Raw genomic sequence first — 26,098 nt, 5'->3', positions numbered from 1 at the left:
ACGGCTATTGACTGCAAAAGACGCCTTGCGGCTCATCCCGATCCGCGTCCATCCCGCATGGCGAGGGTTTTGCAGAGGATCCCTAGATGACCGCTTTTATTGATGCCATTCTCACTTGGCATGTCCTCACTCCTTTTCCTTTCAATAAAACACGAACACCCTCGACCACATTAAAAATAAAACAGATTTTCGCAGAAACCCATCAACGCTCATTTACTGGAGCCATTTTATGCAATGACATAAAATCTATATTCAAATTCATGATCTCTCATATAGAAATACCCTGCAATTATAAAATTTACTCATGACAATGTCATAAATTAAATATGCATTCAAAAGCGGCTTAGTCAATCAAGCACTTTCCCGCATCCAAATTCAAAAATCAAAGTTGACAATAGAAATCCCATCATTCTCCATATGCAAACTCAATATATTTTATTAAATCACCTCAATCAAATCACTTTCAGAAATTCATTAATCACGAGCATGCGGCATACTCTCCATCCCTTCAAATCAACCAACCTTGAAAGAATTCAACAAAATGTCAAAATATTTCAAAAATGTTATCATTTATTTATTTCTTTTAGTTCCTCTATCCGCTTTATCTCAAACCTGCAATGTCGTTCCGGAGGATTCACAAACATCTAAAACGTCAGGTACATTTAGAATCTATGCACATGGTATTTCAGCCGAAACATCGAGCACCAGATTCCCCACATGGGGAGAAGTTGACGGACAAGATGACCTGGTTTGGTATGAGGGCATAAACCAAGGCAACGGCACTTGGTATGCAGACATTGACATGTCACGCCACAAACCCAACAATCCAGAATACGGCAGATTCGATACCCATGTTTATGTTAAAAATGCCTCTGAGGGGGAAAGTGTTTGCGGAGGAGCAACATGGACGAGGGTTTCCAACCAGCCAAGCTGTGGGGCGATCGAGCCCAGTGCACGAACAACCGTCGCGCATGAAGGCGTATTGAGGATATATGCGCGAGACGTTGTAAATGCTCAAAGGGTTCAATTCCCCACATGGGGAGAGATGAACGGGCAGGATGACTTAACTTGGTACGAGGGAATTGATGCCGGCTCGGGAACTTGGTACGCCGACATTGACTTGGCAAGTCACAAACCAGGAAACCCTGAATATGGAACTTTTAATACGCATGTTTATGCCCACTCTTCCTCAGGCGAAGTTACCCACTGCGGCACGCAATGGCATCGCCCACAAATTATCGCATTCGCAGCAGGAAATCCCATTGACGGCTGGAGAGATGCCAATATCCTGCCCAATGGACAATTGGCTATGGCCGAAGACATTAAAAATTCATTTTGCGATCCAGAATGTCCAAACGGAAAATATAGAATTGGCCTGCAATATACATTAGATCTGATGCAAAACAATCCTACTGCGAGAGAAGCGCAAGCGTTGCTGGAGCTTAAAGCCTTAGTAAAAAGCGCAAAAGTTAATAATTTTTATTTCTATATTCATGCAAACCACGAATGGGTACTTCCCATAGATGGTAATCCATTTCAGGCTGATGTGCTTGACTGGGCCGAATATACCGACTGGGGAACCCCACTGACTGTTTACAGCAATGGCTGGGGGCGCACCGAAAACAATGGCTACTTACCAGTGGGATTAAAACCCAATTTTGAAAGTACTGTCGTTCGAAACAAAATAAAGTCAGACATCAGCTTTATTACTGATTTTATACAATCCAATATATTTAACGATCCGTTAGCCAAGAGCTTGTTTATGGGTATTGATTTTGGATGGGAAACTGAAGTAGGACCATCTTTTTTACCCATCAGCCCAACATATATTGGTTATGCAGCTTTATCGAATCGCATAAATCCATTAAATGGTTTAAAGTACAGCCCAAGCAATCCGCCATTGCAAGAAAATTTCCATAGTATCCTAGGTGATATATCAAGAGACTTCATATCATTTGTGGCCAACGAATATGAAAATAGAAATTTCCCAAAATCCATGTTATTCACCCATGTTGCGGCAAATCTCATCCCATACCCAGATCAGGATGCAATAAACTCATTAATTAGAAGACCATACAATGCAGCTTCAATCTCAAATACAAATTTTGGTGCCTCGTGCTTTTGCGCTGGAGTATTGCCTTTCGATTTCGTGCGAATAGATTTCGAAAGAAAGCAAAAGCCATGGACTGTTACCGAAGCGGACCCTATAACCGCTCTTGCCTCCATCAATGGCGGAGAAGGAACTCCACCACCAGCGGGAATTATTGTTTACAACTGGTCGGATACAATGCGTCAGCCTTTTGGAGACCCACCGGAAAATATGATTCCTAAATTTAAAGATTTATTCAGCAACTAACTCCCATCCAGAAAGCCGGCTCACAAAACGATTTATTCAATCTACATACCGCTGAGAATTAAATTCAATCTTACATGTTCACTTTGCCCATAAAATGGATTTCACCATGCGTCTTATTTGCAACGACTGAATCAGCCCTAGATTAAGATCCATCTGCTAAAAAACATGTCTCTCTAGAGGGAGGGAGACTTTTTTGACTACAGGTGAATAACAGCTCTCCTTAATTAGCCGGCTTTCTGCGAGACCACACTTCAATTTTCCAACACCTGAAAAGGGTGCATAACGACATCGATAGCATGAGGCTTTCTCAAATTACGCGATGAACATGCTCAGCTTTGTACTCTTTCAATATACACAGCTGGTGCTATTCACCATAGCCTGCTGGGGCCTGGGCACTACGCTCTGGCCCTGTTCCGATCTGCCCACACGGCAGCCTTTGCGCATCGCGCTGGGCATGGGCTTGGTTATTTGCGCATTGCAAGTGATCGCCATTGCCGGCTTGCTCAACAGCACATCGGTGCTGCTTGTCATCGGCTGCGGGCTGGTGGCTGCTGGGCTGCAAATCCGTCAGCTGACCTGGCCCCGGTTTGCGCTGGGATGGCCGCTGCTGCTCTTGCTGCTGGCCACGTTGCCGACCTTGTTCGCCCCGCTGCGCCCGCCCCTCGCCTGGGATGCGCTGATGTACCACCTGCCCCATGCGCGGGAGTGGGCGTTGACCGGACATCTGGGCGTGCACGAATGGCTGCGCTACCCCTGGTTCCCCTACAACTTTGACCTGCTTTTTGCGGCGGCCCTGGTGCTAGGCAACGATGTGCTGCCGCAACTGATCCATGCGAGCACCGGCTGGGTAACAGCCTGGTTGCTCTACCGGCTGGCCATGCAATACCTGCCTGCGCCTGCTGGCACTGCAGCTGCTCTGGCCACCGTGATCTGGCTGGTCACCAGCCGCAGCCACTACAGCGCCGCTTATGTAGACATGGCCGTGGCCCTGTTTCTGACCGCCGCTTTCACCGCCATGCTGGTCAGCACCCGGCCCGCAGGCCGACGAGCAGTGTGGCTGGCGGCATTTCTGCTGGGCGTAGCCGCTGGCAGCAAGTACCAGGTGCTGGGGCTGCTGCCGCTGTTGGGTGCTGCGCTGCTGTGGCGCCACCGCTTGCAAGGCCCGGGCTGGCGCATCCGCAGCGAATGGCCCACTTGGATCGGTGCCGCCCTGGCCTTTGCGCTGCCATGCATTTACTGGTACGCCCGCAATGCCCTGCTCACGGGAGATCCCGTCAACCCGCTGGGCGGGCGCCTGCTGGGCTTCACGGACTGGAATCTGGACGACTACCTCTGGCAGCTGCAGGACCTGCGCAACCATGCCGGCTGGCCGCATTGGGCACTGTGGCCCGCGTTGGCCGCCCCCCTGCTGCCGTCTCTGCGACGCATTCCAGCGCTGCGCGCGGCCTGGCTGGTGGCCGCCTATATGGCCTTGGTCTGGCTGCTGAGTTCCCGCTATCCGCGCTACCTGCTGCCGGCCTATCCACTCATTAGCTGGCTGTCGGCAGCTGTTTGCGTGCAACTCTTGCATCAACTGCCTGCCAAGCCAGGCCAACGCCTGGCAGCCGTGTTGGTGGCTTTACTGGTGCTGGCACTGGGGTTCATCGGTGCACGCAGTATCGCCAAATCCTGGCCGCTGATCGCACCCACGGATACCGCACGCGATGCCGTGCTGCAGCAGCAAGTTGCTGGTCACCAAATTTGGCGATACCTGCAAGAACACCCAGAGACCAAGCTGTACCAGATGGGCCTGGAAGACAGCCTGTACTATGCGCCGCGTGCCACATGGGGAGATATCTTCGGCCCATGGCGCTACCGCGACTACCAAAACCTGGCTGCGCAGCGGCTGCACTACAAACTGGGAACCAAAGGCTTTACCGCTCTGGTGATCCACACTGGCCGGGCGCCGACTGTGGCACAACAGCCTGAATTTTTGCAATATTTTGAATTAGTGCTGGTTGATGGTGAGGTTAGGCTGTATCGTTTGAGACCGGAATTCTTGTCCTTGTCCATGTTGCCTAACGTCAATCATAAGCGTGCTCTCAATTTGGCAAGAATTGACTCATCGAGTTTGTGAAAACGTAAAAAACAGCACATCTAAAGATCCTCAAGGTTAAATCGTGTCTTTATGAAAAATCGGATCAATAATAATCACCGTGTTTGGTTGTGCATGGCAGTTATCAGCTTGCTGTCTTTGTGGATTCGGATGGCTTTCCCCATTCACGCACTAGCAGGTGCCTCATTTGATGATCTTCTTTTTGTTAGGCAAGCCGCAGAAATTGGCCTTGGAAACTGGCTGGGTGCTTATAACAACCTGACGCTATCAAAAGGAATTGGCTACTCGTTGTTCATGCTTGTCAATCATGCAACTGGCTTGCCTCTTAAATTCAGTGAGCATGCGCTTTATCTCGCGGTCGCCGCTTACTTCTCCCTCACAATTTCCCAGCTTTATCGCTCTCACACAGCTGCGCTAGCCTGTTTTTTACTGTTAGCCTTCATACCTACTGCTTGGTTTGCGGATGTCGGAGGCCGTGTGGTACGCGAAGGGCTGTACATATCGCAGGCGTTGCTACTGCTGACATTGGGGATCCGCTGCTGGGTGCTTCCCCTGCGCGTACCGGTCGCTGGTCAATTGCGAATGCAATGGCTGACCCTGGTGGCTCTAGGCCTGACAGCAGGCTGGTTCTGGATCACCCGAGAAGAAGGAGTGTGGCTCGTTCCCTCCATGCTGCTATTGATGTTGTATTGGCTGATGCGCCAGACCCCTTGGCGTGCACAGTGGCGTGCGACTCTGGCATTTTTGGCACTTCCCTTGCTCGTGGCATCCTGCGTTGTGTTCACGATCAATTCTGTGAATTATGCGGTTTATGGAACCTTTCGCAACAACGATTTCCGTTCCAGTGATTACCAAGCAGGCTATGGTGCATTGACACGCATTCGTCATGACAACTGGGAGCGATACGTGCTTTTTCCTAAAGACGCACGTGAACGTGCTTATGAAATGAGTGCTGCAGCGCGTGAACTCAAACCCTATTTTGAAGGCGCTGGCGGGGAAGGCTGGCGACAGGCCGGTTGCAACCAAACCCAGACCTCGCCCTGTCCTGAGATTCTTTCCGGCTGGTTCATGTGGGCATTTCGTGACGCAGTGGCTCAGGCCGGCCATTACAACAGCCCGCGCGATGCAAAAGCATTTTTCAGGCGACTTTCGGCCGAAATTGAAGAGGGCTGCAGACTGCGCCCTAGCGACTGCCTGCCAATGCGCAAGACCCTTCTTCCACCATGGCATGAAGGCTATGCGGTTGATACCTTGCATGCATCCTGGGCAGTGTTTCAAACGCTTTCTTCCCTTGGCAAAAGTGCTGCGTATCAGCGCCCAAGCGAAGGCGATATCAAATATTTAGCGTTGTTTGACTCTGTCACCAACGGCCCACTGGCCTTGAGAGCAGACACACTAGGTCCTTGGGGCGAACACACACTGAAATCGCCACGTGATGCGCTTCGTATGCGTCTAGCGCAGTGGCTAACCAGCGCTATATCCAAGTTGGCTACGACTGCCCTGCCATTGGCGTTCTTAGTCTGGCTCACCGGATCCATGCTTACCGTGATTCAGTCCCTGCGCAGACGAACGCTTCCTCCACCAGAGTGGTGGGTAACCTCGGCGATTGCCGGAGGAATTATCACGCGGGTTTTGTTACTAGGATTCTTGGAGGCAACGTCAATACCCAGCAATAACATGCTCTACCTCTCTCCGTTGGTCCCACTGTCGCTGGCTATGATCCCTGTCACATGCTGGGGAGTGCTGCATTGGCTATCTCCGAGCGTCAGGCACAATGCGGCAGCCGCTTGAATGATGAAGAATAACTCTGACATGACCGTGAATCCATCCAACCTCTACCGCAACCAGCGCATCGCCGTCATCCTCCCCTGCCACAACGAAGAACTGACCGTGCGCCCAGTGGTGGAAGGCTTTCGGCAGGCATTGCCCGAGGCAGAGATCTATATCTTCAACAACCTCTCGACGGACCGCACCGCCGAGATCGCCGTTGAAGTAGGCGCGCATCTGCGCAATGTCAATCTGAAGGGCAAAGGCAATGTGGTGCGCCGCATGTTTGCCGATGTGGATGCCGATATCTATGTGATGGCCGATGGCGACGCGACCTACCACGCGCCTTCGGCACGCAAGCTCATCGATATGTTGATTGACCAGCAGCTAGACATGGTGGTGGGCGCGCGCGTAGAGGCTGAAGCCGCACCCGGCGACACAGGTATCACCTACCGCCCCGGCCACCGCTGGGGCAACAAGCTGTTGACGGGTACAGTACAGCAGATTTTTGGCGGCAGTTTCCGTGACATGCTCTCGGGCTACCGGGTGTTCTCGCGGCGCTATGTCAAATCCTTCCCTGCACACTCGCAGGGCTTCGAGATCGAGACCGAGCTGAATGTGCATGCGCTGGAGCTGCGCATGCCTTGTACCGAGGTCGATACGCCTTACGGCGCCCGGCCTGAGGGCTCCGCCAGCAAGTTGTCCACCTACCGCGACGGCTGGCGCATCCTCAAGACCATTGGCCGCCTGGTAGTCAGCGAGAAGCCCCTGCAGTTCTTCGGCTGGCTGGGCGCGGCACTGGCACTGATCGCCATTGCACTGGCCGTACCCATCGTGATGGAGTACAGCCATACCGGCATGGTGCGACGCTTTCCAACCTTGGGTTTGGTGACCGCCATGATGGTCTGCGGAGGCGTGTTTTTTGTTACTGGCCTGATCCTGCAAGCCATTACCTTGACACGGCGCGAGATCAAGCAGTTTGCTTATCTGGCATCCGTGGCCAATACACCGAGCAAGTGATGGGTTTCAAGATCAAGCGCTCGGTGCTCTGGTTTCTGATCGCCGGTTCGCTCGCTTTTGTTGTTGATGTCGCGGTGCTGACCTTGCTGCGGAATACGCTGGGGGTGTATGCCGCAAGAGCCGTATCATTCTGGCTGGCCGCTACCACCACTTGGCTGATCAATCGCAATATTTCCTTTGCAGGTCGCAGCGCCTCCGGGGGCCTACTGACCGAGTACCTGCGCTATCTGGGTCTGATGCTGGGCGGAGGCGCAGTCAACTTGGCGGTTTACTCGTTGCTGGCCTGGATCTTTCCCCAAGGCCCGCTGTGGCTGATGCTGTATGTAGCAGCCGGTACCCTCGTCGCGATGACGGTGAACTACCTCAGCATGACCCGGCTGCTATACCGCCAGTCTCACTGAAACTAGACAGCGTTAGGCGGTTGGCGGTTTTACCATTCCCGCTGCAGTAAAAATATACCGCGGACATTGCCTATACCCAAGGTGTAGACCACTTCATAGTTTAGAAGAGGGAATTACTCCTTGAGATTACACCCCAATGAATCTCAAACAAAATATTGGAAGTTTTAATGAAATCTACCCGGCTTAGAAATTTGTTTATACTTATATTTCTGATCGCAGGCACGGTGTATATAAGCAATACTTGGTCACCATCATCCTATGCATATTTTCTAAAGTATCATCTTGGATACGTAGATATCAAGCCTGATTTTGGAGAAGCAAGACCAGTCCGCAGTGATGAATGGGCGGTCGTCACTCCAATGACCCAGGCTACCGTCAATAACGACTTCAAAAGATTTAACAAAACTTCGTTATATGAAGAAGACTTACGGATCAATTATGGCTTACCTATAGCCGATTGGGGTTTCATCTTCAAGCCAACCATGTGGCTCTATGGATGGGCAAACCCGGCCTACGCCTATTCTTTCCATTGGTTTGCCATATTTTCACTCTTTATAGCTGGATATGCCTTTCTCTTCAAAAAATTCGGCGCCAGTAACAATATAGCGATCCTACTGTCATTTAGCCTGTACTTCACAGGCTTCAGCCAATTTTGGTGGAATGAAAAAGGCCCACTAGTGGCAATGTTTCCTTGGGTTATCATTCCATTCTTCTTACGAATAAAACCAATCTGGCAGCTACTCCTTTTCTATTATGCCGCAGTTGCCTGGCTGTTAACAAATCTTTATCCACCGGTCCAAATATCTTTGGCATTTGTTGGCTTCGCTATTTTAGTCCTGCGGCTGCCCAAGCTATTTAAACTCCCCAATCTAGCCTTTTTACTGATATTCGCAATGCTCGCGGCTGCGACTGCTGCGCTATACCATTATGACTACCTGAAAGCAACGAGTGCAACACTGTATCCAGGAGGGCGGCATCTAGACGGAGGAGGCGTTCCTTCGAGGTTTTGGCTCTCGTGGTTTTTTCCGGCCATCAACTTCTCTTGGAGTTACAAGGATCTGATAGGCATCAACATGTCCGAAATCGGATCAGTGGGAATGTATTACTACATTTCCATTCTACTGGTTCTAAACTACAGGAATTTCAATATTCTCTGGAATGACCCAATACACCGCAAAGTATTTATCGGCCTGTCTATTGCATTCGCTATGCAATGCGCATGGATGCTACTCCCCATCCCCGCAAATATCGGAATGATTTTGCTATGGAACAACGTCCAATCGGTGAGAATGCAATTTGCAAGCGGTGTTACACTCACAATTTTGGCGTTTTATACAGCTAATGTTACAGGTGTGGTTTTCTCTTGGCAGCGTCTTTTAGCAATACTTATCACAGCCGCTGCGGGCTGGCTTTTATTGAAGTATCCGATTGCGCCAAAGCGCTGGGAAGACCTGACTTTCTTACCCATGATTGCAATCGCTTATCTGGTAGCGAGAAAAAAGCCACATCTGGCACACACATCGATTTTGATGGCATCACTTATATTCGGAGCATTGTTCTTCGGTAGATTCAACCCCTTGCAGTCAGCGTGGCCGATATTCAATCTTCAAGATAATTTAGTCGTTGATTATCTACGCAAACAGGAAAAATCCAACAACAATCTATTGATCGCCATGGATTTACCAGGATCAACGGCCAATGGCTTGGGTTTTCGATCTTTGAGCCACGTCACCCCCGTACCACATCTTGATTTCTGGAAAAAACACTTCCCAGAACTCCCTGAAGGCGAGTTTAATTACATTTTTAATCGGTACTCCCACATCAACCCCTACCCAGCACTGCATCCCTCTCTACGGCAAGCAGACTCGTTAGAGGTTCCGATCAACCATTTTCTGAAAATGAAACAAGCCTTGGTGGTTAGCAGCTATTCTCCTGACTTACAAAGGCAGGGATTTTTTAGTCTCGAGAAAAGCTATGAGGACGCCATTGTTTTAAATGGTTGGGGCGGATGGCAAGGTGAAATGGCCGAGCGCGCCTTAGAAATCAAGATCCAACCACCGTTACCTCAGCCAATCGAGTGGATCACCATGGTTCGTACTGATTTACCGCTCAACACAGACAATGAAATATCAGCGCTAAATGGCTTTCGCCTGACTCTTTCTGGAAATCGTGGGAAGATGCCTGATTGCTTATCGATGATCGCCGTTGATAAAAAGACGGGAGAGCGAAATTTGATAGTGAATCCGCCCTCTGTGCCCCAGTGTGAGTCAATGGACCGTTAAAATTGAAAACGCTACTTCCTGCGGAGGTGGCCTCTCATCGTGTGAAGAAGAATTCCATGGCCAGCACTCCCACCACATCTCAGTCAACAGCAATTTTCGACGTAGTTTCTGTGTGTGGATCATCACAAGTTAGTTTATGAACAGCATCGCGCCGTCGCGCCTGCACCCCGTCAATAATTTCGACGCCTTGCGCTTGGCCGCCGCTTTGGCCGTGCTGTACAGCCACCAGTACCCGATCACCGGCACAACGCCCCCAGCCTGGATGAATGTGGCAATGGTCGGTGGTGTGGCTGTGATGGCTTTCTTTGTAATCAGCGGATATCTGGTCACTCTCAGCTGGTTCTACCAACCACGCCTATGGGCCTTTTGTGCGAAACGTGCGCTGCGCATCTGGCCTGCGTTGCTGACGGTGGTATTGCTGGCCACCTTGGTATTGGGCTCCAGCGTTACAACCTTGCCGCTTCCCGATTACTTCCGACACCCTATGACCTGGGACTATCTGCACAATTTGTTGCTGCAGACGCGCTTCGGTCTGCCGGGGGTATTTGCAGGCAATACCTTCCCGGATACGGTCAATGGCTCTTTATGGACCATCCCCATCGAGGTGAGCTGCTATGCCGTACTGGCAGCAGCGGGAGCATGCGGGCTGCTGCGCTTTCGTTGGCTGTGGGCAGCCATCTGCGCTGCATATCTGCTGTGGTTTCTTACCCATAAGACTGTGGATTTGACGGGAGTGATGACCCACTGGTGGGAGTTTCCGGCGTACTTTGCGTTTGGCTCGTTGATTGCCTGCTTCCACCAGCAGTTTTTGCAGCGCCGTGCGCTGTTTGCGGCTATTGCCTGTGTTTGTGCGCTGACTGCCTATGCGTGCGGATTTTCCTACTCTGCGATCTTGCTGTTTCTGCCAGCAGTACTGCTGGCTGTGGGTACCGCCTCCTGGCCTGTGTTGTCTCAGGCAGGCAGGTTTGGCGATGTCTCCTATGGTACTTATCTGTATGCGTTTCCTATCCAGCAGACGGTACGCTTGCTGGCGCCCGATCTGGGTTTCACCAGCAGCCTGGCCATCGTGGTAATGCTGACTTTGGTGGCCGGCTGGCTGTCCTGGCGTTTGGTGGAACAGCCAGCACTGCGGCTCAAAACCCGTTGGCAATAAGTTGGCATGCAGTACAGAAAAGATATTGATGGCTTACGCGCCATCGCCGTAGGCTCCGTCATCCTCTTCCATGCTGGTTTATCCCGGCAACTGCCAGGAGGATTTTTCGGTGTCGACATCTTTTTTGTCATCAGCGGCTTTTTGATTGGCCGCATTCTGTTCAGCGAAATTGCCGAAGGCCGCTACAGCCTGTTGCGTTTCTACGAGAGACGGGCGCGGCGCATTCTTCCAGCACTGTTTTTTGTCTTGCTGCTGAGCTACGGCTTCGCACGCCTGCTGCTGACGCCGCTCGCGTTTGCCGATTTCCGCAACAGCTTGTTTGCCACCTTGGGCTTTGCGTCCAACATCTATTTCTGGCTGCACAGCAGCTATTTCGAACCCGCCAGCGAGCTCAAGCCCCTGCTCCACACCTGGAGCCTGGGGGTGGAAGAGCAGTACTACATCCTCTTTCCTCTGCTGGCGTTTGCGCTGCGCAACTCACGCTGGCGTTGGGCAGCGATCGCACTGTGTGCTTCAGCGAGCTTCATCTGGGCGGTCGCCACCGTATCTGCCTACCCCAATGCCGCGTTCTATTTGCTGCCTGCACGGGCCTGGGAACTGTTGATCGGAGCACTGGGGGCACTCTGGGTTGCGCAGTACACGCTGGCGGCCAAAACGCGGGTCGCCATGTCGGTGCTGGGTCTGGCATTGATCCTGGTTGCGCTGTTGGGGCTGAGTGCACACTTGCCCCATCCCGGCGCCTATACCTTGATCCCGACGCTGGGCACGGCCTTGGTGCTGGTCGCACAAAGCCCTGGCGGCGTGGCTACCCGCTTGCTGCAGTTGCCGCCGATGGTCTGGCTCGGTCAGATCAGCTACAGCGCCTATTTGTGGCACCAGCCCCTGTTTGCTTTCTGGATCTACCGCTTTGGCAAGCCCTCCTTTGAGCACTATGCCTTCGCCCTGATCGTGGCGACCTTGGTATTGGCTTACCTGTCCTGGCGATTCATCGAAAACCCCGCCAGAAGCGCTAAGCGGACCTCTCACCAGCGCTTTGCCTGGTACGGCGCTGCAGCAGTGATAGTGCTCGCCACCGCGCTGGTTCCGCAAACCTGGTTCCTCAGCCACCGTGCCAATGAGGCCTTGCAGCAGTTGGCCCGCATCGAAAACCTCTACGACCACTTTGAGTTTCAGAAGAACATCCGCCATCAGGTCTGCCATTCGGTGTCGATGGCAGACCGCGAGCGCAACGGCTGCCTGAAAACACGCAGCAAGAATATGGTGTTGTTCGGCGATTCCTACGCGGCGACGCTGTATGAAGGCTTGCGGCACGAGCGCGACAGCAAATACACGGACTACGGCATCATCCAATTGACAGATGGCAATGCTCCACCTTTTTTTCAGGAGGGGCAGATCGATGGAGGGGCACCACTTCGGAATATCAACGAAGCCAAGCTGCAGGCCATTGCGGCCTTGCAACCCCAGAAGATCGTCATCAACTGGATGATGAATGGCAAAAACAGCAGCGATGAGCCACACAAGGAGCTGGCCGCTTTGCAAGCAACCATTGCCCGCTTGCAGGCCGTCAGTCCTCACAGCCACATTGTCGTCATCGGCCCCGTCCCCCACTGGTCGGTCTCGCTGCAGAAGAGCTTGATGGACTTCATCAACGACCAGGATGCCTTTCCGCGTTACATGCAGCAGGGACTGTCTGCCAATGAAGCGCAATGGGACGCCTATTTCAGCCGCCATTTGCAGAAAACCAAAACCACTTACCTGTCCGCGCTGGACGTGTTCTGCACGCCCGCCGGGTGCCTGACCTCCGTTGATGGCACCATTGCGGGCATGACCGCGGTCGACTGGGGGCACCTGACCAAGGCCGGATCGCTGTATCTGGCCGAAAAAATAGCCCCCCACATCTTTGATTAGTCTCTCTCGCCTCCGCAATGCTAGCTCTTGACACCTGGAATCCGCCCTCTCTGCCCATCCTCGGCCTGCTGACCGATATCGACGACACCCTGACCACAGAGGGCAGCGTCCCTGACAACGTGGTGCAGGCCATCGCTGCCCTCAAGGCCAAGGGCCTGGCCGTGATCCCCATCACCGGCCGGCCGGTGGGCTGGAGCGAGCCCTTTGCCGCTGCCTGGCCGGTGGATGCCATCGTGGCCGAGAACGGTGCCGTGGCGCTGCGCCGCAATGCCAGCGGCGGGCTGGACAAGCTCTACCAGCAGGACGAGGCCACGCGCGTCGCCAACTTTGCGAAGATGCAGGCGGTGCTCGCGCAGATCGAGCAGACGGTGCCGGGTGCGCAGCGCGCCACCGATTCGGCCGGGCGCGAATGCGATATTGCCGTGGACCACAGCGAGTTCACGCAGATGCCGCAGGCCGATATCGACCGCTGTGTGGCGCTGATGCAGGAGGCCGGCATGAATGCCACCGTCAGCTCCATCCATATCAATGGCTGGTTTGGCGGGCACAACAAGCTCGAAGGCGCGCGCTGGATCGTCAAGACCTTGTTCGGTCGCGATCTGGACGCGGAAATCGGGCAGTGGTGCTATATCGGCGACTCCACCAATGACCAGCTGATGTTCCAGCATTTCGGCAACAGCTTTGGCGTGGCCAATATCGAGCGCTTTGTGCCCCAGCTGCAGCACCTGCCGCGCTATGTGACGCGCGGCGAGCGCGGCGCTGGCTTTATCGAGCTGGCCGAACGCATCTGCGCGCTGAAGTAAGCGCTGGGGCGGCGAACCAGCCGCCCCTGCACGGCAAAAACGCCCGCGGCACCTGAGGTGCAACGGGCGTTTTGTCATGCGGAACGCGTGGAAGCGCTATGTCTGCATCAGGGCTTGAAGTCGAACTGCTGCTGCAGGATGACCTTCATCGGCTGGTTGTTCTTCATCGCAGGGCGGTACTTCCACTGGCGCACTGCGCGCTCCACCTCGGTCGCCATATCGCGGGAGGTGGTAGTCAGGGTCTTCACATCGCTGACGGCGCCATCGGTGTTGACGACGAACTGCACGCGCACGCTGGCCGGTTGGGGCTGGGCACCAGCCGGGTAAGGGAAACGGGGAGAGGCACCCGTCAGCAGCTGGGGCGCGGTGTCGCAAGCGTTGTCGGCACAGCCGGCCACCACAGGGGCTGCATTGGCCGCAGGGGCGGTGGCCGCAGCAGCGGCAGCATCAGGGGTGGGAGCCGACTGGTTGGTGGCGCAGCCCGCCAGCAGTGCGGCAAGAACGGTGACAACGGCAGAACTGGTACGGATCAATGACATGGTCTGAAGCTTCCAAAAGTCTCGTGGTGGTGCGGCCCAGGCCAACCTGGCGTGCACAGGGCGCGGTACAACAACGCTGCCCGCGCAGCAAACCCCATGTTTTACCACGGGCCTGCGGCCCCATTGTGGAGAAATCCGGTACATGCCCGCTCCCGCATGTCGAAATTGCCGTGGGTGACTACGCGCATTGACACTAGCGGTTAGGATTTGAAGTTGATCGCCTGCAGCCATCCTCCGGGCTGCCGGCGACGGCCCGACCACTGGATACCTCCAAGACACGCAAGGAAAAATGGCAATGACCACTGCATATCCGGATACCCGACTGCTGATCAACAACGAATGGCAAGATGCCTCCGATGGCAAGACCATCGATGTGCTGAACCCTGCTACCGGCAAGCCCATCGGCAAGGTCGCTCATGCCACCAAGAAAGACATGGACCGTGCATTGGAAGCCGCTCAGGCGGGTTTCCTGGTCTGGCGTGCAACCCCTGCCATCGAGCGCGCCAACACCATGCGCCGTGCTGCCGCGCTGCTGCGTGAGCGTGCCGAGCAAATTGGCCGCCTGCTGACCCAGGAGCAAGGCAAGCCTTTTGCCGAAGCCAAGGGCGAAGTGCTCGCTGGCGCCGGCATCATCGAATGGTTTGCCGATGAAGGCCTGCGCGTCTATGGCCGCATCGTGCCCGCCCGCGTGCCCAATGTGCAGCAGCTGGTGATCAAGGAGCCGGTCGGCCCCATCGCTGCGTTCACACCCTGGAACTTCCCTGTCAACCAGGTGGTGCGCAAGCTCGGCGCCGCGCTGGGCACCGGTTGCTCCTTCCTGCTGAAGGCGCCGGAAGAAACCCCCGCATCCCCTGCCGCGCTGCTGCAGTGCTTTGTCGATGCCGGCCTGCCCAAGGGCGTGCTGGGCCTGCTGTTCGGCTCGCCCGCCGAAATCTCCGAGTACCTGATCCCCCACCCGATCATCCGCAAGGTGACCTTCACCGGCTCCACCGCCGTGGGCAAGCAGCTGGCCGCACTGGCTGGCTCGCACATGAAGCGCGTGACGATGGAGCTGGGCGGCCACGCACCGGTGATCGTCGCAGAAGACGCCGATGTGGAACTGGCCGTCAAGGCCACCGCTGCGGCCAAGTTCCGCAATGCCGGTCAGGTCTGCATCTCGCCCACCCGGTTCCTGGTGCACGCCGATGTGAAGGACGCCTTTGTCAGCGCCTTCGTCAAGCACGCCGAAAGCCTGAAGCTGGGTGATGGCCTGAGCGACGGCACCACCCTGGGCCCCCTGGCCAATGCCCGCCGCCTGACTGCGATGGCCCAGGTCGTCGAAGACGCCGCCGCCAAGGGTGCCAAGGTCGCCACCGGTGGCGCACGTGTGGGCAGCGAAGGCAACTTCTTCGCCCCCACCATCCTGGCGGATGTGCCGATGAACGCCTCGGTGTTCAACGACGAGCCCTTTGGCCCGATTGCCGCGATCCGCAGCTTTACGAAGCTCGAAGACGCGATCACCGAAGCCAACCGCCTGCCTTTCGGCCTGGCGGCCTATGCCTACACCCGTGCGTACAAGAACGTGCAGTTGCTGTCGAACCAGATCGAAGCGGGCATGGTCTGGATCAACCAGGCGGCCACGCCAACGGCCGAGTTCCCCTTCGGCGGCGTGAAGGATTCGGGCTACGGCAGCGAAGGCGGCCCGGAAGCCATGGAGGCATACCTGAACTCCAAGGCGGTGTCGATCACGGCCGTCTAAAGACAGTCCAAGGGCCTGTGCGCAGGCCTTGGTCACAAAAAAAGCAAGTCTGCGGACTTGCTTTTTTCTTGGGCTCAACCCTCAGGTGGGGCCAGATTCAGGATGCCGCATCCGCTTCGCGCTCGCGCCGGCTGGGCAGGCCAAACGCGATCGCGCCCAAGGCTCCCTGCACCAGCGCATACACGCCGTAGATCAGCCCCACGCCCACGGCCAAGGCCGCTGGCACGCCAAAGGGCGCCAACGCCGCCGCACTGGCCGCTTCACGCGTGCCCCAGCCGCCCACGCTGACGGGCAAGGCCGCCATCAGAAAAATGGGGGCCATCGCAAAGGCCCAGGCGGCCAGGTCCAGATGGATGCCCAGCGCCAGCCCGCCCAGCGCCAGAGCAGCGGCAGACAGCAGCTGCACCAGCGCAGAAGAGCCCGCCTGCACGAGCATCTGGCGGTTGAAGTCTGGCCGTGCAGCGGCCTGCAGCAAGGGCTGCAACCAACCCGGCAGGCTGGCCGCCTGGCGCTGGCCCAGCCACCACAGCAGCAGCCAAGGCAGCGCAATCCAGACGATGACGCCGAGGACCATCAAGACCTGCAGCGCCAGCGGAGAGATATGCAGCACAGGCGCCAAGGCGCTGGCGGACAGCGCCGCACCGATGGCGCCAATGGCGCAGAGCATCCATAGGCCGCTGAAGCGGTCGAGCAGCACCGACAGCGAGGCAGCGGCCTTGCCCTGCCCACTGCGCTGCAGCACCACGGCGCGGTAGACATCGCCGCCCACCACCGCGCCGGGCAGCAAGGCATTCAGCCCAATCGCCTGGAAATACCAGCGCAGCGCATCGGGCCAGCGCATCGGTGCGCCCAGCCACTGCGCCAGCGCGCGCCAGCGCCAGGCAGACACCACGTTCGACGCGATGGCTGCCGCCAGCCCCGCCAGCAGCCAGCGCCCGTCAGCGGCACGCAGGCGGGCCCAGAGGGCGGCAGGGTCGGCAAAATAGGCCACGGCGCCCAGCAAAGCGGCGCCACACAAGGCCTTGATGCAGGCTTTTTGTGTACGGTTCACACCAGGCGGCGCTTAAAGACTCGAAGCGGCAGCGGGCTGCACAGTCTGCTCGCGCGCTGCGTGGGCATCCAGGCGCACCATGCGGGGGGTGCCGCCGGTCTCGTCGATCACATAGTCGTCCGCATAGTACTGGCGGCCACCGCCGGACTCGTAGTAGATGCGGGTCAGCAGCTCACCGATCAGGCCGGCGGCGACAAAGGTCATGCCCATCAGCACCAGCATCACGCCAATGATCAGCAAGGGCCGCCCGCCAATGCTCTCGCCCATCAGCTTGACGATGAACAGGTAGGCCAGGATCAGAAAGCCCGGCGTAGCCAGCCACAGGCCCAGTCCGCCAAAGGCGTGCAGCGGGCGCTGGCGGTAGCGCATCAGGAAGACCATCAGGATCAAATCCAGAATCACGCGGAAGGTGCGGTCAATGCCGTACTTGGAGACACCCGCCGTGCGGGCGTGGTGGCGCACCGGCACTTCGGTGATGCGGGCACCGGCATCGCGCGCCAGCGAAGGGATGAAGCGGTGCAGCTCCCCGTAGAGGTGCACGCGGTCGATGATGTGGCGCCGGTAGGCCTTGAGCGCGCAGCCGTAGTCGTGCAGCTGCACGCCGGTGGCGTTGGAGATCAGGCGGTTGGCAATCTTGGACGGCAGCTTGCGCGAGATGGCCGCATCCTGGCGGTCCTTGCGCCAGCCGGAGACCATATCGACGCTCGGGTCGGTCTCCAGGCGGTTGAGCAGCAGAGGAATGTCGTCGGGCTCGTTTTGCAGGTCGGCGTCCAGGGTCACCACATAGCGGCCCTGCACCCGGTCAAAACCGGCTTGCAGCGCGCTGGACTGGCCATAGTTGCGCGCGAGGATCACCGGGCGCAGCCAGGGCCGCGTGGCAGCCAGCTCCAGCAGGCGCTTGGCGCTGTCGTCCTTGGAGCCATCGTCGACGGCAATCAGCTCATAGCTCAGCGGCTGCGAGCGCATGGCCGCGTCAATCCGGTCGACCAGGGCGATCAGATTGTCGAACTCGTTGTAGATAGGGACGACGATGGAAACAGCAGGGGACATAAAGGGCACATTGCAAAAAGCCGCTCAAACAGGCGGCTGGGCCGGTACCGGAAACGGTGTACGGCGCAGCCCAACCGGGGTGGGCGACTCTTCTGGCATTGGTAAAACAGCGGTCGCCTATACTACCTGATCCGCTTTTTCCTCTGCTGCTGATGCGACAGGCTGGTGCCGCGCCTTGGGGCTGCGGGCCCTGTATGCACCTGCATTTCGTGTTTCTGCCATGACCTCTGCGTCCCCCTCCCCCGCCAAAGATTGGCAGTCCCAGCTCTACCGCCACCCCTTGGCCTGGGTGCTGGTGCTGGCCTGTGCGCATGTCATCTCGCGCGTGGCCATCTCGGACGGCATGAAATGGGACGAATCCGAACAAATCCTCTGGTCCCAGCAGTTCCTGCTGGGATACGGCGCCCAGCCGCCCGCCTACAGCTGGCTGCAATGGCTGGTGGGCCAGCTGCTGGGCCCCACGGTGCTGTCGCTGTCGCTGGTCAAGCACAGCCTGATCGTGCTCACCTATGTGCTGGCCTGGCAAACCGGCCGCGCGCTGCTGCCGGCCAAGGGCGCCTTCTGGGTCGCTGGCGGCCTGCTGCTGATGCTGCCGTTTGGCTGGGACAGCGTGCGCGACCAGACCCACACCATCCTCGTCACCGCGATGACCTTTGGCGCCTGGTGGATGGCCTTGCGCCAGGTGCGCGCGCCGGCGCTGATCAACTTTGTCGGCCTGGGCATCTTCTGCGGCGTGGGCATGCTGGCCAAGTACAGCTTTGCGATGCTGATCGCCGTGTTTGCCGTGGCCGCCTTCAGCGTGCCCCAGGTGCGCCGGGCGCTGCTGGGCCGGGGCTGGTGGCTGGCGCCGTTGATTGGCCTGCTGATCTTTGCGCCGCACGGCTACTGGCTGCTGCACCACTGGCGTGAGGCCACGACCGAAACCATCCACAAGATGGATATCTCCACCCAGGTGTCCCACCTCAAGGGCCTGGGCGCGCTGGCCAATGCCGTGTTCTCCACCCTGGGGCTGTGGCTGCTGGTCAGCCTGGCCAGCTACCGCAGCCGTTTGTGGAAAGCCGATGCAGCACCATCCCCCGCCGCAGATGCAGCCCTGCTGGAATGGCGCATCTGGGCCTGGCCGCTGCTGTGGCGCTACCTGGCGCTGGTGTTTGCCATTTTGGTGGGCATGGTGCTGGTGGGCGATGTCAGCAGCTTCAAGCAGCGCTGGGTGCTGCCGCTGACGGCCGTGGCGCCGTTGGCGCTGTATGTCTGGCGCCCGCGCCTGCTGGCCGATCGTGTGGGCCGGGGCTACACCACCACGGTGCTGGTGTTCGCGCTGGTCTTCCTGACCCTGGCGACGGTGCGCCCCTGGCAGTCCAACCTGCGCAAGGATCCCGACGAGCTCAACCACCCCGTCGCGCAGCTGAGCGCGTCGCTGGCGGCTGCGGGCTATGACGGCCAAGGCGTCATCGTCGGCTCGGACAACATGGTCGCTGCGATGCTGCGCTCGCACAATCCCCAGGCCTATGCGACGGCCTGCACGGCCGAGTTTGGCCGCATGGCCGACTGCCTGGCCCAGGCCCGTGCCAAGGCCGTGCAAACTGGCGCCGGTCTGCTGTACATTGCCCGCATGGACAAGGCCACGCCCGCCTGGTGGGAGCCGGTGCTGGCCACGGCGCCCGGCGCCACCATCCAAGATCTGACCCTTCCGTTTTCCCATATGCGTGCCAGCACGCCGCCCATGCACTACCAGTTTGTGTGGCTGCCCGCACCCATCACACCATGAAACCTGTTCTCGTCACCGGCGCTGCCGGTTTTATCGGCATGCACTGCGCCTTGCGCCTGTTGGAGCGGGGCCTGCCTGTTGTCGGCATCGACAACCTCAACAGCTACTACGACGTCGCGCTCAAGCAGGCCCGGCTCGCGCAGCTGCAAAGCCATCCCCACTTCCGCTTCATCCAGCTCGATCTGGCCGACCGCGCCGGCATGGCCGCGCTGTTTGACGAGATCAAGCCCCAGCGCGTGCTGCACCTGGCCGCCCAGGCAGGGGTGCGCTACTCCATCGACCAGCCCGACGACTACACGGATTCGAACCTGCTGGGCTTTGGCCATGTGCTGCAGGGCTGCCGCAAGCACCAGGTCGCGCACCTGGTCTATGCCAGCAGCTCCAGCGTCTACGGCGGCAATGCCAAGATGCCTTATGCCGAGAGTGATGCCGTTGACCACCCGATCAGCTACTACGCGGCCACCAAGAAGGCCAACGAGCTGATGGCGCACACCTACTCGCACCTCTACCAGATGCCCACCACCGGGCTGCGCTTTTTCACGGTTTACGGGCCCTGGGGCCGGCCGGACATGGCCTTGTTCAAGTTCACCAAGGCCATCCTGGCGGGCGAGACCATCGACGTCTATGGCAATGGCCAGCTGGTGCGCGATTTCACCTTCATCGACGACATCGTCGAAGGCATTCTGCGTGTGCTGGACAAGCCCGCCACGCCCGATGCCAGCTATGATCCTCTGCAGCCCAACCCGGGCACCAGCACCGCGCCCTACCGCATCTTCAACATCGGCAACAGCCAGCCCACCGTGCTGATGGACTACATCGCCGCGCTGGAGTCCGCGCTGGGCATGCAGGCCAACAAGCGCATGCTGCCCATCCAGCCGGGCGACATGCACAGCACCTCGGCCGACACCCGGGCCTTGCAGGCCTGGGTGCAGTTCGCCCCTTCTTTCACTGTCACAGACGGAATCCAGCGCTTTGTCGACTGGTACCGCTCGTTCTACCGCGTATGAAAGTCACTGTTTTTGGAACCGGCTATGTCGGTCTTGTTCAAGGTGCCGTGCTGGCCGATGTCGGCCACCAGGTGCTCTGTGTCGATGTGGATGCGGCCAAGGTCGCCGCACTGCAGGCCGGCCAGATCCCTATCCATGAGCCGGGCCTGGACAAGCTCGTCACCAGCAACCATGCCAATGGCCGGCTGCGCTTTACCACCGATGCGGCGCTGGGCGTCAGCCACAGCGAGGTGATCTTCCTGGCCGTGGGCACGCCCCCCGATGAGGACGGCAGCGCCGACCTGCAGTACGTGCTGGCCGTGGCCCGCACCATTGCCCAGCACATGAATGGCCCGCGCATCGTCATCAACAAATCCACCGTACCGGTAGGCACGGCCGACAAGGTGCGCGCTGTGATCGCCGAAGGCCTCGCAGCACGCGGCGCCAGCTACGGCTTCGATGTGGTCTCCAACCCGGAATTCCTCAAGGAAGGCGCGGCCGTGGCCGACTGCCAGCGGCCCGACCGCATCATCATCGGCACCAGCAACCCCACGTCAGAGGCGCGGCTGCGCGAGCTGTATGCGCCCTTCAACCGCAACCACGACAAGATCGTGGTGATGGATGTGCGCAGCGCCGAGCTGACCAAGTACGCCGCCAATGCGATGCTGGCCACCAAGATCAGCTTCATGAACGAGATCGCCAACCTGGCCGAGCGCCTCGGCGCCAATGTGGAAGCGGTGCGCCGCGGCATTGGCAGCGATCCGCGCATTGGCTACCACTTCATCTACCCCGGTGTGGGCTATGGCGGCAGCTGCTTTCCCAAGGATGTGAAGGCCCTGGTGCGCACCGCCGAGGAAATCGGCTTCGACCCCTTGCTGCTCAACGCCGTGGAGGCCCGCAATGCCGCCCAGCGCCATGTGCTGTTCGAGCGCATCAGCGCCTTCTATGGTGGCCAGCTGCAGGGCAAGACGATTGCGCTGTGGGGCCTGGCCTTCAAGCCCAACACCGATGACATGCGCGAGGCGCCCAGCCGCACGCTGCTGGAATCGCTGTGGGCCGCAGGCGCCCGTGTGCAAGCTTATGACCCCGTAGCGATGCAGGAAGCCCAGCGCATCTACGGCGAGCGCAGCGACCTGGTGCTGGCCGCCGACCCCGAGGCCACCTTGCAGGGCGCCGACTGCCTGGCCATCGTCACCGAGTGGCAGATCTTCCGCGCGCCCGATTTTGGCCAACTGGCCCAGCGCCTGCGCGACCGCATGATTTTTGATGGCCGCAACCTCTATGACCCGGCGCTGGTAGCCGGTTATGGCCTGGGCTATGTGTCCATCGGCCGCCAGCCGGTCCCGCGCAGCGAATAAGGCGCCCGCTGGTCAGCCCAAAAAAAAGCGAGTCCTAGCACTCGCTTTTTTGCTGCCTTGGGGGCCGCCACTGCAACCCTCCCCACTTATTTGCCGCCCGCCACCTGGCCATCAAAGCGCATGTCGGCATAGGCCACGGTGCGGCTGCCTTTGGCCAAACGGTAGCCCCACCAGATCAGCAGGAACACCGGCAGGCCGATATAGGTGGCGACCACGCCGCCCCAGTCGATCTGGTCCTTCAGGAAGGCCTCGTAGTTCTGCCCCAAGGTGATGACCAGGCACAGCACAAACGCAAAGATGGGGCCGAACGGGAACCACGGCGAGACATAGGGCAGCTGCGACACCTGATGGCCCTGCGCCAGAAAGCCCTTGCGGAAGCGGTAGTGGCTGATGGCAATGCCCAGCCAGGCGATGAAGCCGGTCATGCCCGACAGGTTGAGCAGCCACAGGTAGACCGTCTGCGGGCTGAACAGAAAGCTGAAAAAGCACAGGCCGGCCATCACCGTGGTCGCCAGCAAGGCCATCACCGGCACACCGTGGCGCGAGAGGCGGCCAAAAATGCGCGGGGCCATGCCCTGGCAGGCGAGGGTGTAGAGCATGCGGGTGGAGGCATACATGCCCGAGTTACCGGCCGACAGCACCGAGGTCAGCACCACCGCATTCATGATGACGGCCGCCGACAGCAGGCCTGCTTTCTCAAACACCAGGGTGAAGGGGCTCACGCTGATATCGCCCACATCGTTGCGCAGCAGGTGCGGGTCGGTATAGGCGACCAGCGAGCCGATCACCGCAATCGCCAGCACATAGAAAAGCAGAATGCGCCAGAACACCTGGCGCACTGCGCGCGGAATGTTCTTGGCAGGGTTCTCGGACTCGGCCGCAGCAATGCCGATCAGCTCGGTGCCCTGGAAGGAAAAGCCTACGATCATCGCCACACCGATCAGGGCCGCAAAGCCACCGGCAAACGGCGCATCGGCCACCTGCCAGTTGGCGATGGCGCCCCAGACGCCGTCGGCCGGGCCGCCTTTGAGAATGCCAAAAATCATCGCCACACCCAGCGCGATGAACACCAGCACCGTCGTCACCTTGATCGCCGCGAACCAGTACTCGGCCTCGCCAAAACCTCGCACCGAGATGGCATTGAGGGCCACCATCAGCATCAGGAACAGCGCGCTCCACCAGTAGCCCGGCACATCGGGGAACCAGTAGGCCATCACCAGCTGCGAGGCCACCAGGTCCACCGCAATCGTGATCGCCCAGTTGTACCAGTAGTTCCAGCCCAGCGCGAAGCCAAAGCCCTCGTCCACGTAGCGCGCGCCATAGGTGGCAAACGAGCCCGACACCGGCATGAAGGCCGCCAGCTCGCCCAGGCTGGTCATCAGGAAGTAGACCATCAGGCCGATGACGCCATAGGCCAGCAGCGCCCCGCCGGGCCCCGCCTGCGCAATGGTGGCACCCGATGCCACAAACAGCCCCGTACCGATGGAGCCACCAATGGCAATCATCGACAAATGGCGTGCCTTGAGATCACGGCGCAGTTCATTGACTGGCGCGCAAGAAGAGGGAGACCCAGAACCCGGCATAAACAAAAAAGCATGGCCGCAAGCGCCATGCCGACAATGACAAGGCCGCCATTATCGGGTTTTCCCCTGGCCTGCGGTAGTGGCCGCCCACAATTCCGCTACAGGGCCTGTGTTTCCCTCTCGCGGTCCAGGTCTCAGGCCAAGGTCAGGGTCTGGCTGATCGACCACGGCTGGCCCGGCGCCAGCAGCACCGGCGTGTCGATGCTCGCGGCCTCCACACAGAGCATCTGGCGCCAGCCGTCATCGGGCATATCGGCCAGGCTGTGGCTCAGTCGTACGCCCGGGTTCCAGACCACCACCTCGCTGGCCGTGCTGCTGTGGGCAATCTCCAGCCTGCGGCCGCCGGGCAGATCGGGCTGCTCAAGCTGCAGCACCGTGCCCGCTGCGCCAGGCGTGGAGAACACCCGGTCAAAGCCCTGCTCAGTGGTCGCGGCAAAGCCGACATCGCCCGGCGGCTGCACAAAGCGGGTATCGGCCAGCGCATCCCAGCAGGCCAGGCCCTGCAGACCGGAAAGCGCCGTTTGCGCCACATCGTCGACCTGCAGGTAGCTGTGCAGCGCGCAGGTCATCGACCAAGGTACCTCGTCGGTGTTCTGTACATCCAGGCCAATGGTGAGCTGGCGGGCATGCACCGTGATGCGCAACCGGGCATCAAAGGCATGCGGCCAAAAGGCCCGGGTGGCCGCGCTGTCCGTCAGCTGCATCACGATACCGTCTCCATCGGCCTGCAGCATCTGCCAGCGCAGGTTGCGCGCAAAGCCATGCTTGGGCAAAGGCCCGCGCACATTGAACTGTGGAAAGCACACCGGCACGCCGCCGCGAATGGCGGCCTGGCCATCGCGCAGGCTGGCGGGGCTCAGGTACAGGTGCTCGCGGCCATCAGCCGTCTTCCAGGACAACAGCTGCGCGCCCTGCTCCGCCACCACGGCCGACGATCCATCGGCCCACTGGGCACACCAGGCGGGAAAGCCTTCGTAGCTGATTTGGGTCCACGCATGCGCCATCTGTTTTGCTCCTGTGAAGGCAGCCATTGTGACATTGGCAGCGGCCCTGGCCGCCGCTGGCAAGCCATACAGCGGACAGTAAAAAGGACAGCCGTAGCTGTCCTTGGTAGATGCGGTATTGAAGCAAGTGCCCCGCCGCAGCCGGGCACGCTGGCTATCAATATTCCCAGAAAATGCGCTGGATTTCCTTGGGGTCGTTGGTCTTGGTCAGTGCCAATGCGGCCAGCAGACGGGCTTTTTCGGGACGCAGGTCATGCGCAACCACCCAGTCGTACTTGTCATCCGGCTGCTCTGCATTGCGCAGCACAAAGCCATAAGGCACACGTGCCGAGCGGATCACCTGCACGCCCTTGCTGCGCGCTTCTTGCAGTGCAGGCACGATGCGGTCTGCCACCGAGCCATTGCCGGTGCCGGCATGCACGATCGCCTTGGCGCCGGTGCCGACGAAGGCATCGATCGCGGTGCGCGGCACATTGCCGTAGCTGTAGACCACTTCCACCGCCGGCAGGCTGGTGATGGAGTCGATGTTGAACTCGGACTGCATCGTGTGGCGCTTGACCGGGGCACGGAACCAGTAGTTCTTGCCCTCGACCACCATGCCCAGCGGACCCCACTGGCTTTGGAACGCGCTGGTCTTGATGTTCACATCCTTGTTCACATCACGCGCGGTCTGGATCTCGTCGTTCATCGTCACGACCACGCCCTTGCCTTCGGCATCCTTGGAGGCGGCGACGCTGACGGCGTTGACCAGGTTCAAAGCGCCATCGGCCGACAGCGCCGTGCCTGGGCGCATCGAACCGACCACGACGATGGGCTTGTTGGTGTGCACCGTCAGGCTCAGGAAGTAGGCCGTCTCGGCCAGGGTGTCGGTGCCATGGGTGATGACCACACCATCGACATCCGGCTGCTTGACCAGCGCGGAGACGCGCTTGGCCAGCACCAGCAGGTTGTCATTGGTAAAGCTCTCGGATGCAATCTGGAAGACCTGCTCACCGCGCACCTGGGCCACCTTGGACAGCTCCGGCAGGCCTGCCAGCAGCTTGTCGACCGGTACCTTGGCGGCACTGTAGGTGGCGCTGTTCATCGCCGATGCGCCGGCGCCAGCAATCGTGCCACCGGTGGCCAGCACGACGACATTGCGCTGGCCTTGCTGTGCGGGCTGGCTCGCAGCTGCGGGAGCAGCGGCAGCCGCAACGGGAGTCGCAGGAGCGGACTCCACCATCTTGGTGGATTGCG

Annotated in this window: 19 protein-coding genes; 13 read left to right on the top strand and 6 right to left on the bottom strand. The window is 58.6% G+C overall.

Features of this window, described 5'->3' with window-relative positions; genetic code table 11:
* Window positions 1-523: 523 nt before the first annotated feature.
* The 9 genes from ACHWUQ_RS17130 (at window position 524) to ACHWUQ_RS17090 (ending at window position 13,785) form a co-directional block, all read left to right on the top strand.
* On the top strand, window positions 524-2,356 hold the full coding sequence (locus ACHWUQ_RS17130) for a GBS Bsp-like repeat-containing protein (protein WP_394681864.1): 1,833 nt from the start codon (window positions 524-526) through the stop codon (window positions 2,354-2,356).
* 925 nt (window positions 2,357-3,281) lie between these two features.
* Complete coding sequence (locus tag ACHWUQ_RS17125) at window positions 3,282-4,472, top strand: hypothetical protein (protein WP_394681863.1); 1,191 nt, start codon at window positions 3,282-3,284, stop codon at window positions 4,470-4,472.
* Window positions 4,473-4,523: 51 nt separating this feature from the next.
* Complete coding sequence (locus tag ACHWUQ_RS17120) at window positions 4,524-6,242, top strand: hypothetical protein (protein WP_394681862.1); 1,719 nt, start codon at window positions 4,524-4,526, stop codon at window positions 6,240-6,242.
* Window positions 6,243-6,263: 21 nt separating this feature from the next.
* Window positions 6,264-7,238, top strand: a complete 975-nt coding sequence (locus tag ACHWUQ_RS17115; RefSeq protein WP_313332542.1) for a glycosyltransferase family 2 protein — start codon at window positions 6,264-6,266, stop codon at window positions 7,236-7,238.
* Window positions 7,238-7,639 (top strand): GtrA family protein, encoded by a 402-nt coding sequence (locus ACHWUQ_RS17110; protein ID WP_313332541.1) that lies wholly within the window; start codon window positions 7,238-7,240, stop codon window positions 7,637-7,639. The genes ACHWUQ_RS17115 and ACHWUQ_RS17110 overlap by 1 nt, the downstream gene beginning before the upstream one ends.
* A 167-nt stretch (window positions 7,640-7,806) precedes the next feature.
* Entirely contained in the window at window positions 7,807-9,921 is a 2,115-nt protein-coding gene (locus ACHWUQ_RS17105) for a hypothetical protein (protein ID WP_394681861.1), read from the top strand.
* A 136-nt stretch (window positions 9,922-10,057) separates the two neighbouring features.
* The gene (locus ACHWUQ_RS17100; protein WP_394681860.1) at window positions 10,058-11,074 is read left to right on the top strand and encodes an acyltransferase family protein; all 1,017 of its coding nucleotides are present in this window, start codon (window positions 10,058-10,060) and stop codon (window positions 11,072-11,074) included.
* A 6-nt stretch (window positions 11,075-11,080) separates the two neighbouring features.
* Window positions 11,081-12,982 carry an acyltransferase family protein gene (locus ACHWUQ_RS17095; protein ID WP_394681859.1) on the top strand — a complete coding sequence of 634 codons (1,902 nt, stop codon included), beginning with the start codon at window positions 11,081-11,083 and terminating at the stop codon, window positions 12,980-12,982.
* A gap of 17 nt (window positions 12,983-12,999) precedes the next feature.
* Window positions 13,000-13,785 (top strand): HAD-IIB family hydrolase, encoded by a 786-nt coding sequence (locus ACHWUQ_RS17090; RefSeq protein WP_394681858.1) that lies wholly within the window; start codon window positions 13,000-13,002, stop codon window positions 13,783-13,785.
* Window positions 13,786-13,892: 107 nt separating this feature from the next.
* Here ACHWUQ_RS17090 and ACHWUQ_RS17085 read toward each other — a convergent pair whose 3' ends face one another.
* Window positions 13,893-14,324, bottom strand: coding sequence for an energy transducer TonB (locus tag ACHWUQ_RS17085; protein WP_394681857.1), 432 nt, complete (start codon window positions 14,322-14,324; stop codon window positions 13,893-13,895).
* Between the two features lie 295 nt (window positions 14,325-14,619).
* On the opposite strand from ACHWUQ_RS17085, the gene ACHWUQ_RS17080 reads away from it, so the two are divergent.
* Window positions 14,620-16,062 carry an NAD-dependent succinate-semialdehyde dehydrogenase gene (locus tag ACHWUQ_RS17080; protein ID WP_373449849.1) on the top strand — a complete coding sequence of 481 codons (1,443 nt, stop codon included), beginning with the start codon at window positions 14,620-14,622 and terminating at the stop codon, window positions 16,060-16,062.
* A 97-nt stretch (window positions 16,063-16,159) separates the two neighbouring features.
* Here the strand turns inward: ACHWUQ_RS17080 and ACHWUQ_RS17075 are convergent, their stop codons facing one another.
* Complete coding sequence (locus ACHWUQ_RS17075; protein WP_394681856.1) at window positions 16,160-17,113, bottom strand: lysylphosphatidylglycerol synthase transmembrane domain-containing protein; 954 nt, start codon at window positions 17,111-17,113, stop codon at window positions 16,160-16,162.
* Window positions 17,114-17,125: 12 nt separating this feature from the next.
* Window positions 17,126-18,163 carry a glycosyltransferase family 2 protein gene (locus tag ACHWUQ_RS17070; protein ID WP_394681855.1) on the bottom strand — a complete coding sequence of 346 codons (1,038 nt, stop codon included), beginning with the start codon at window positions 18,161-18,163 and terminating at the stop codon, window positions 17,126-17,128.
* A gap of 220 nt (window positions 18,164-18,383) precedes the next feature.
* On the opposite strand from ACHWUQ_RS17070, the gene ACHWUQ_RS17065 reads away from it, so the two are divergent.
* Genes ACHWUQ_RS17065 through ACHWUQ_RS17055 form a run of 3 tightly spaced genes read left to right on the top strand, consistent with a single transcriptional unit; the run spans window position 18,384 to window position 22,275 of the window.
* Window positions 18,384-19,931, top strand: a complete 1,548-nt coding sequence (locus ACHWUQ_RS17065; RefSeq protein ID WP_394681854.1) for an ArnT family glycosyltransferase — start codon at window positions 18,384-18,386, stop codon at window positions 19,929-19,931.
* Window positions 19,928-20,938 (top strand): NAD-dependent epimerase, encoded by a 1,011-nt coding sequence (locus ACHWUQ_RS17060; protein ID WP_394681853.1) that lies wholly within the window; start codon window positions 19,928-19,930, stop codon window positions 20,936-20,938. The genes ACHWUQ_RS17065 and ACHWUQ_RS17060 overlap by 4 nt, the downstream gene beginning before the upstream one ends.
* Complete coding sequence (locus ACHWUQ_RS17055) at window positions 20,935-22,275, top strand: UDP-glucose dehydrogenase family protein (RefSeq protein ID WP_394681852.1); 1,341 nt, start codon at window positions 20,935-20,937, stop codon at window positions 22,273-22,275. Before ACHWUQ_RS17060 ends, ACHWUQ_RS17055 begins: the two co-directional genes overlap by 4 nt.
* A gap of 86 nt (window positions 22,276-22,361) precedes the next feature.
* Here the strand turns inward: ACHWUQ_RS17055 and ACHWUQ_RS17050 are convergent, their stop codons facing one another.
* From ACHWUQ_RS17050 to ACHWUQ_RS17040, 3 genes are all read right to left on the bottom strand, one after another.
* A complete protein-coding gene (locus tag ACHWUQ_RS17050; RefSeq protein WP_312530431.1) occupies window positions 22,362-23,858 on the bottom strand; it encodes an amino acid permease in 1,497 nt (498 codons plus the stop codon).
* Between the two features lie 134 nt (window positions 23,859-23,992).
* Window positions 23,993-24,862 carry a D-hexose-6-phosphate mutarotase gene (locus ACHWUQ_RS17045; protein ID WP_394681851.1) on the bottom strand — a complete coding sequence of 290 codons (870 nt, stop codon included), beginning with the start codon at window positions 24,860-24,862 and terminating at the stop codon, window positions 23,993-23,995.
* Between the two features lie 157 nt (window positions 24,863-25,019).
* Window positions 25,020-26,084, bottom strand: coding sequence for a type II asparaginase (locus ACHWUQ_RS17040; protein WP_239812774.1), 1,065 nt, complete (start codon window positions 26,082-26,084; stop codon window positions 25,020-25,022).
* Window positions 26,085-26,098 lie beyond the last annotated feature (14 nt).

Origin of the sequence: uncultured Comamonas sp., assembly GCF_964277875.1 — a bacterium.
GTDB classification, from domain to species: domain Bacteria; phylum Pseudomonadota; class Gammaproteobacteria; order Burkholderiales; family Burkholderiaceae_C; genus Comamonas; species Comamonas sediminis.
Note: the sequence above shows the minus strand (reverse complement) of the source record. Positions and strands in the feature narration are given on the sequence as shown.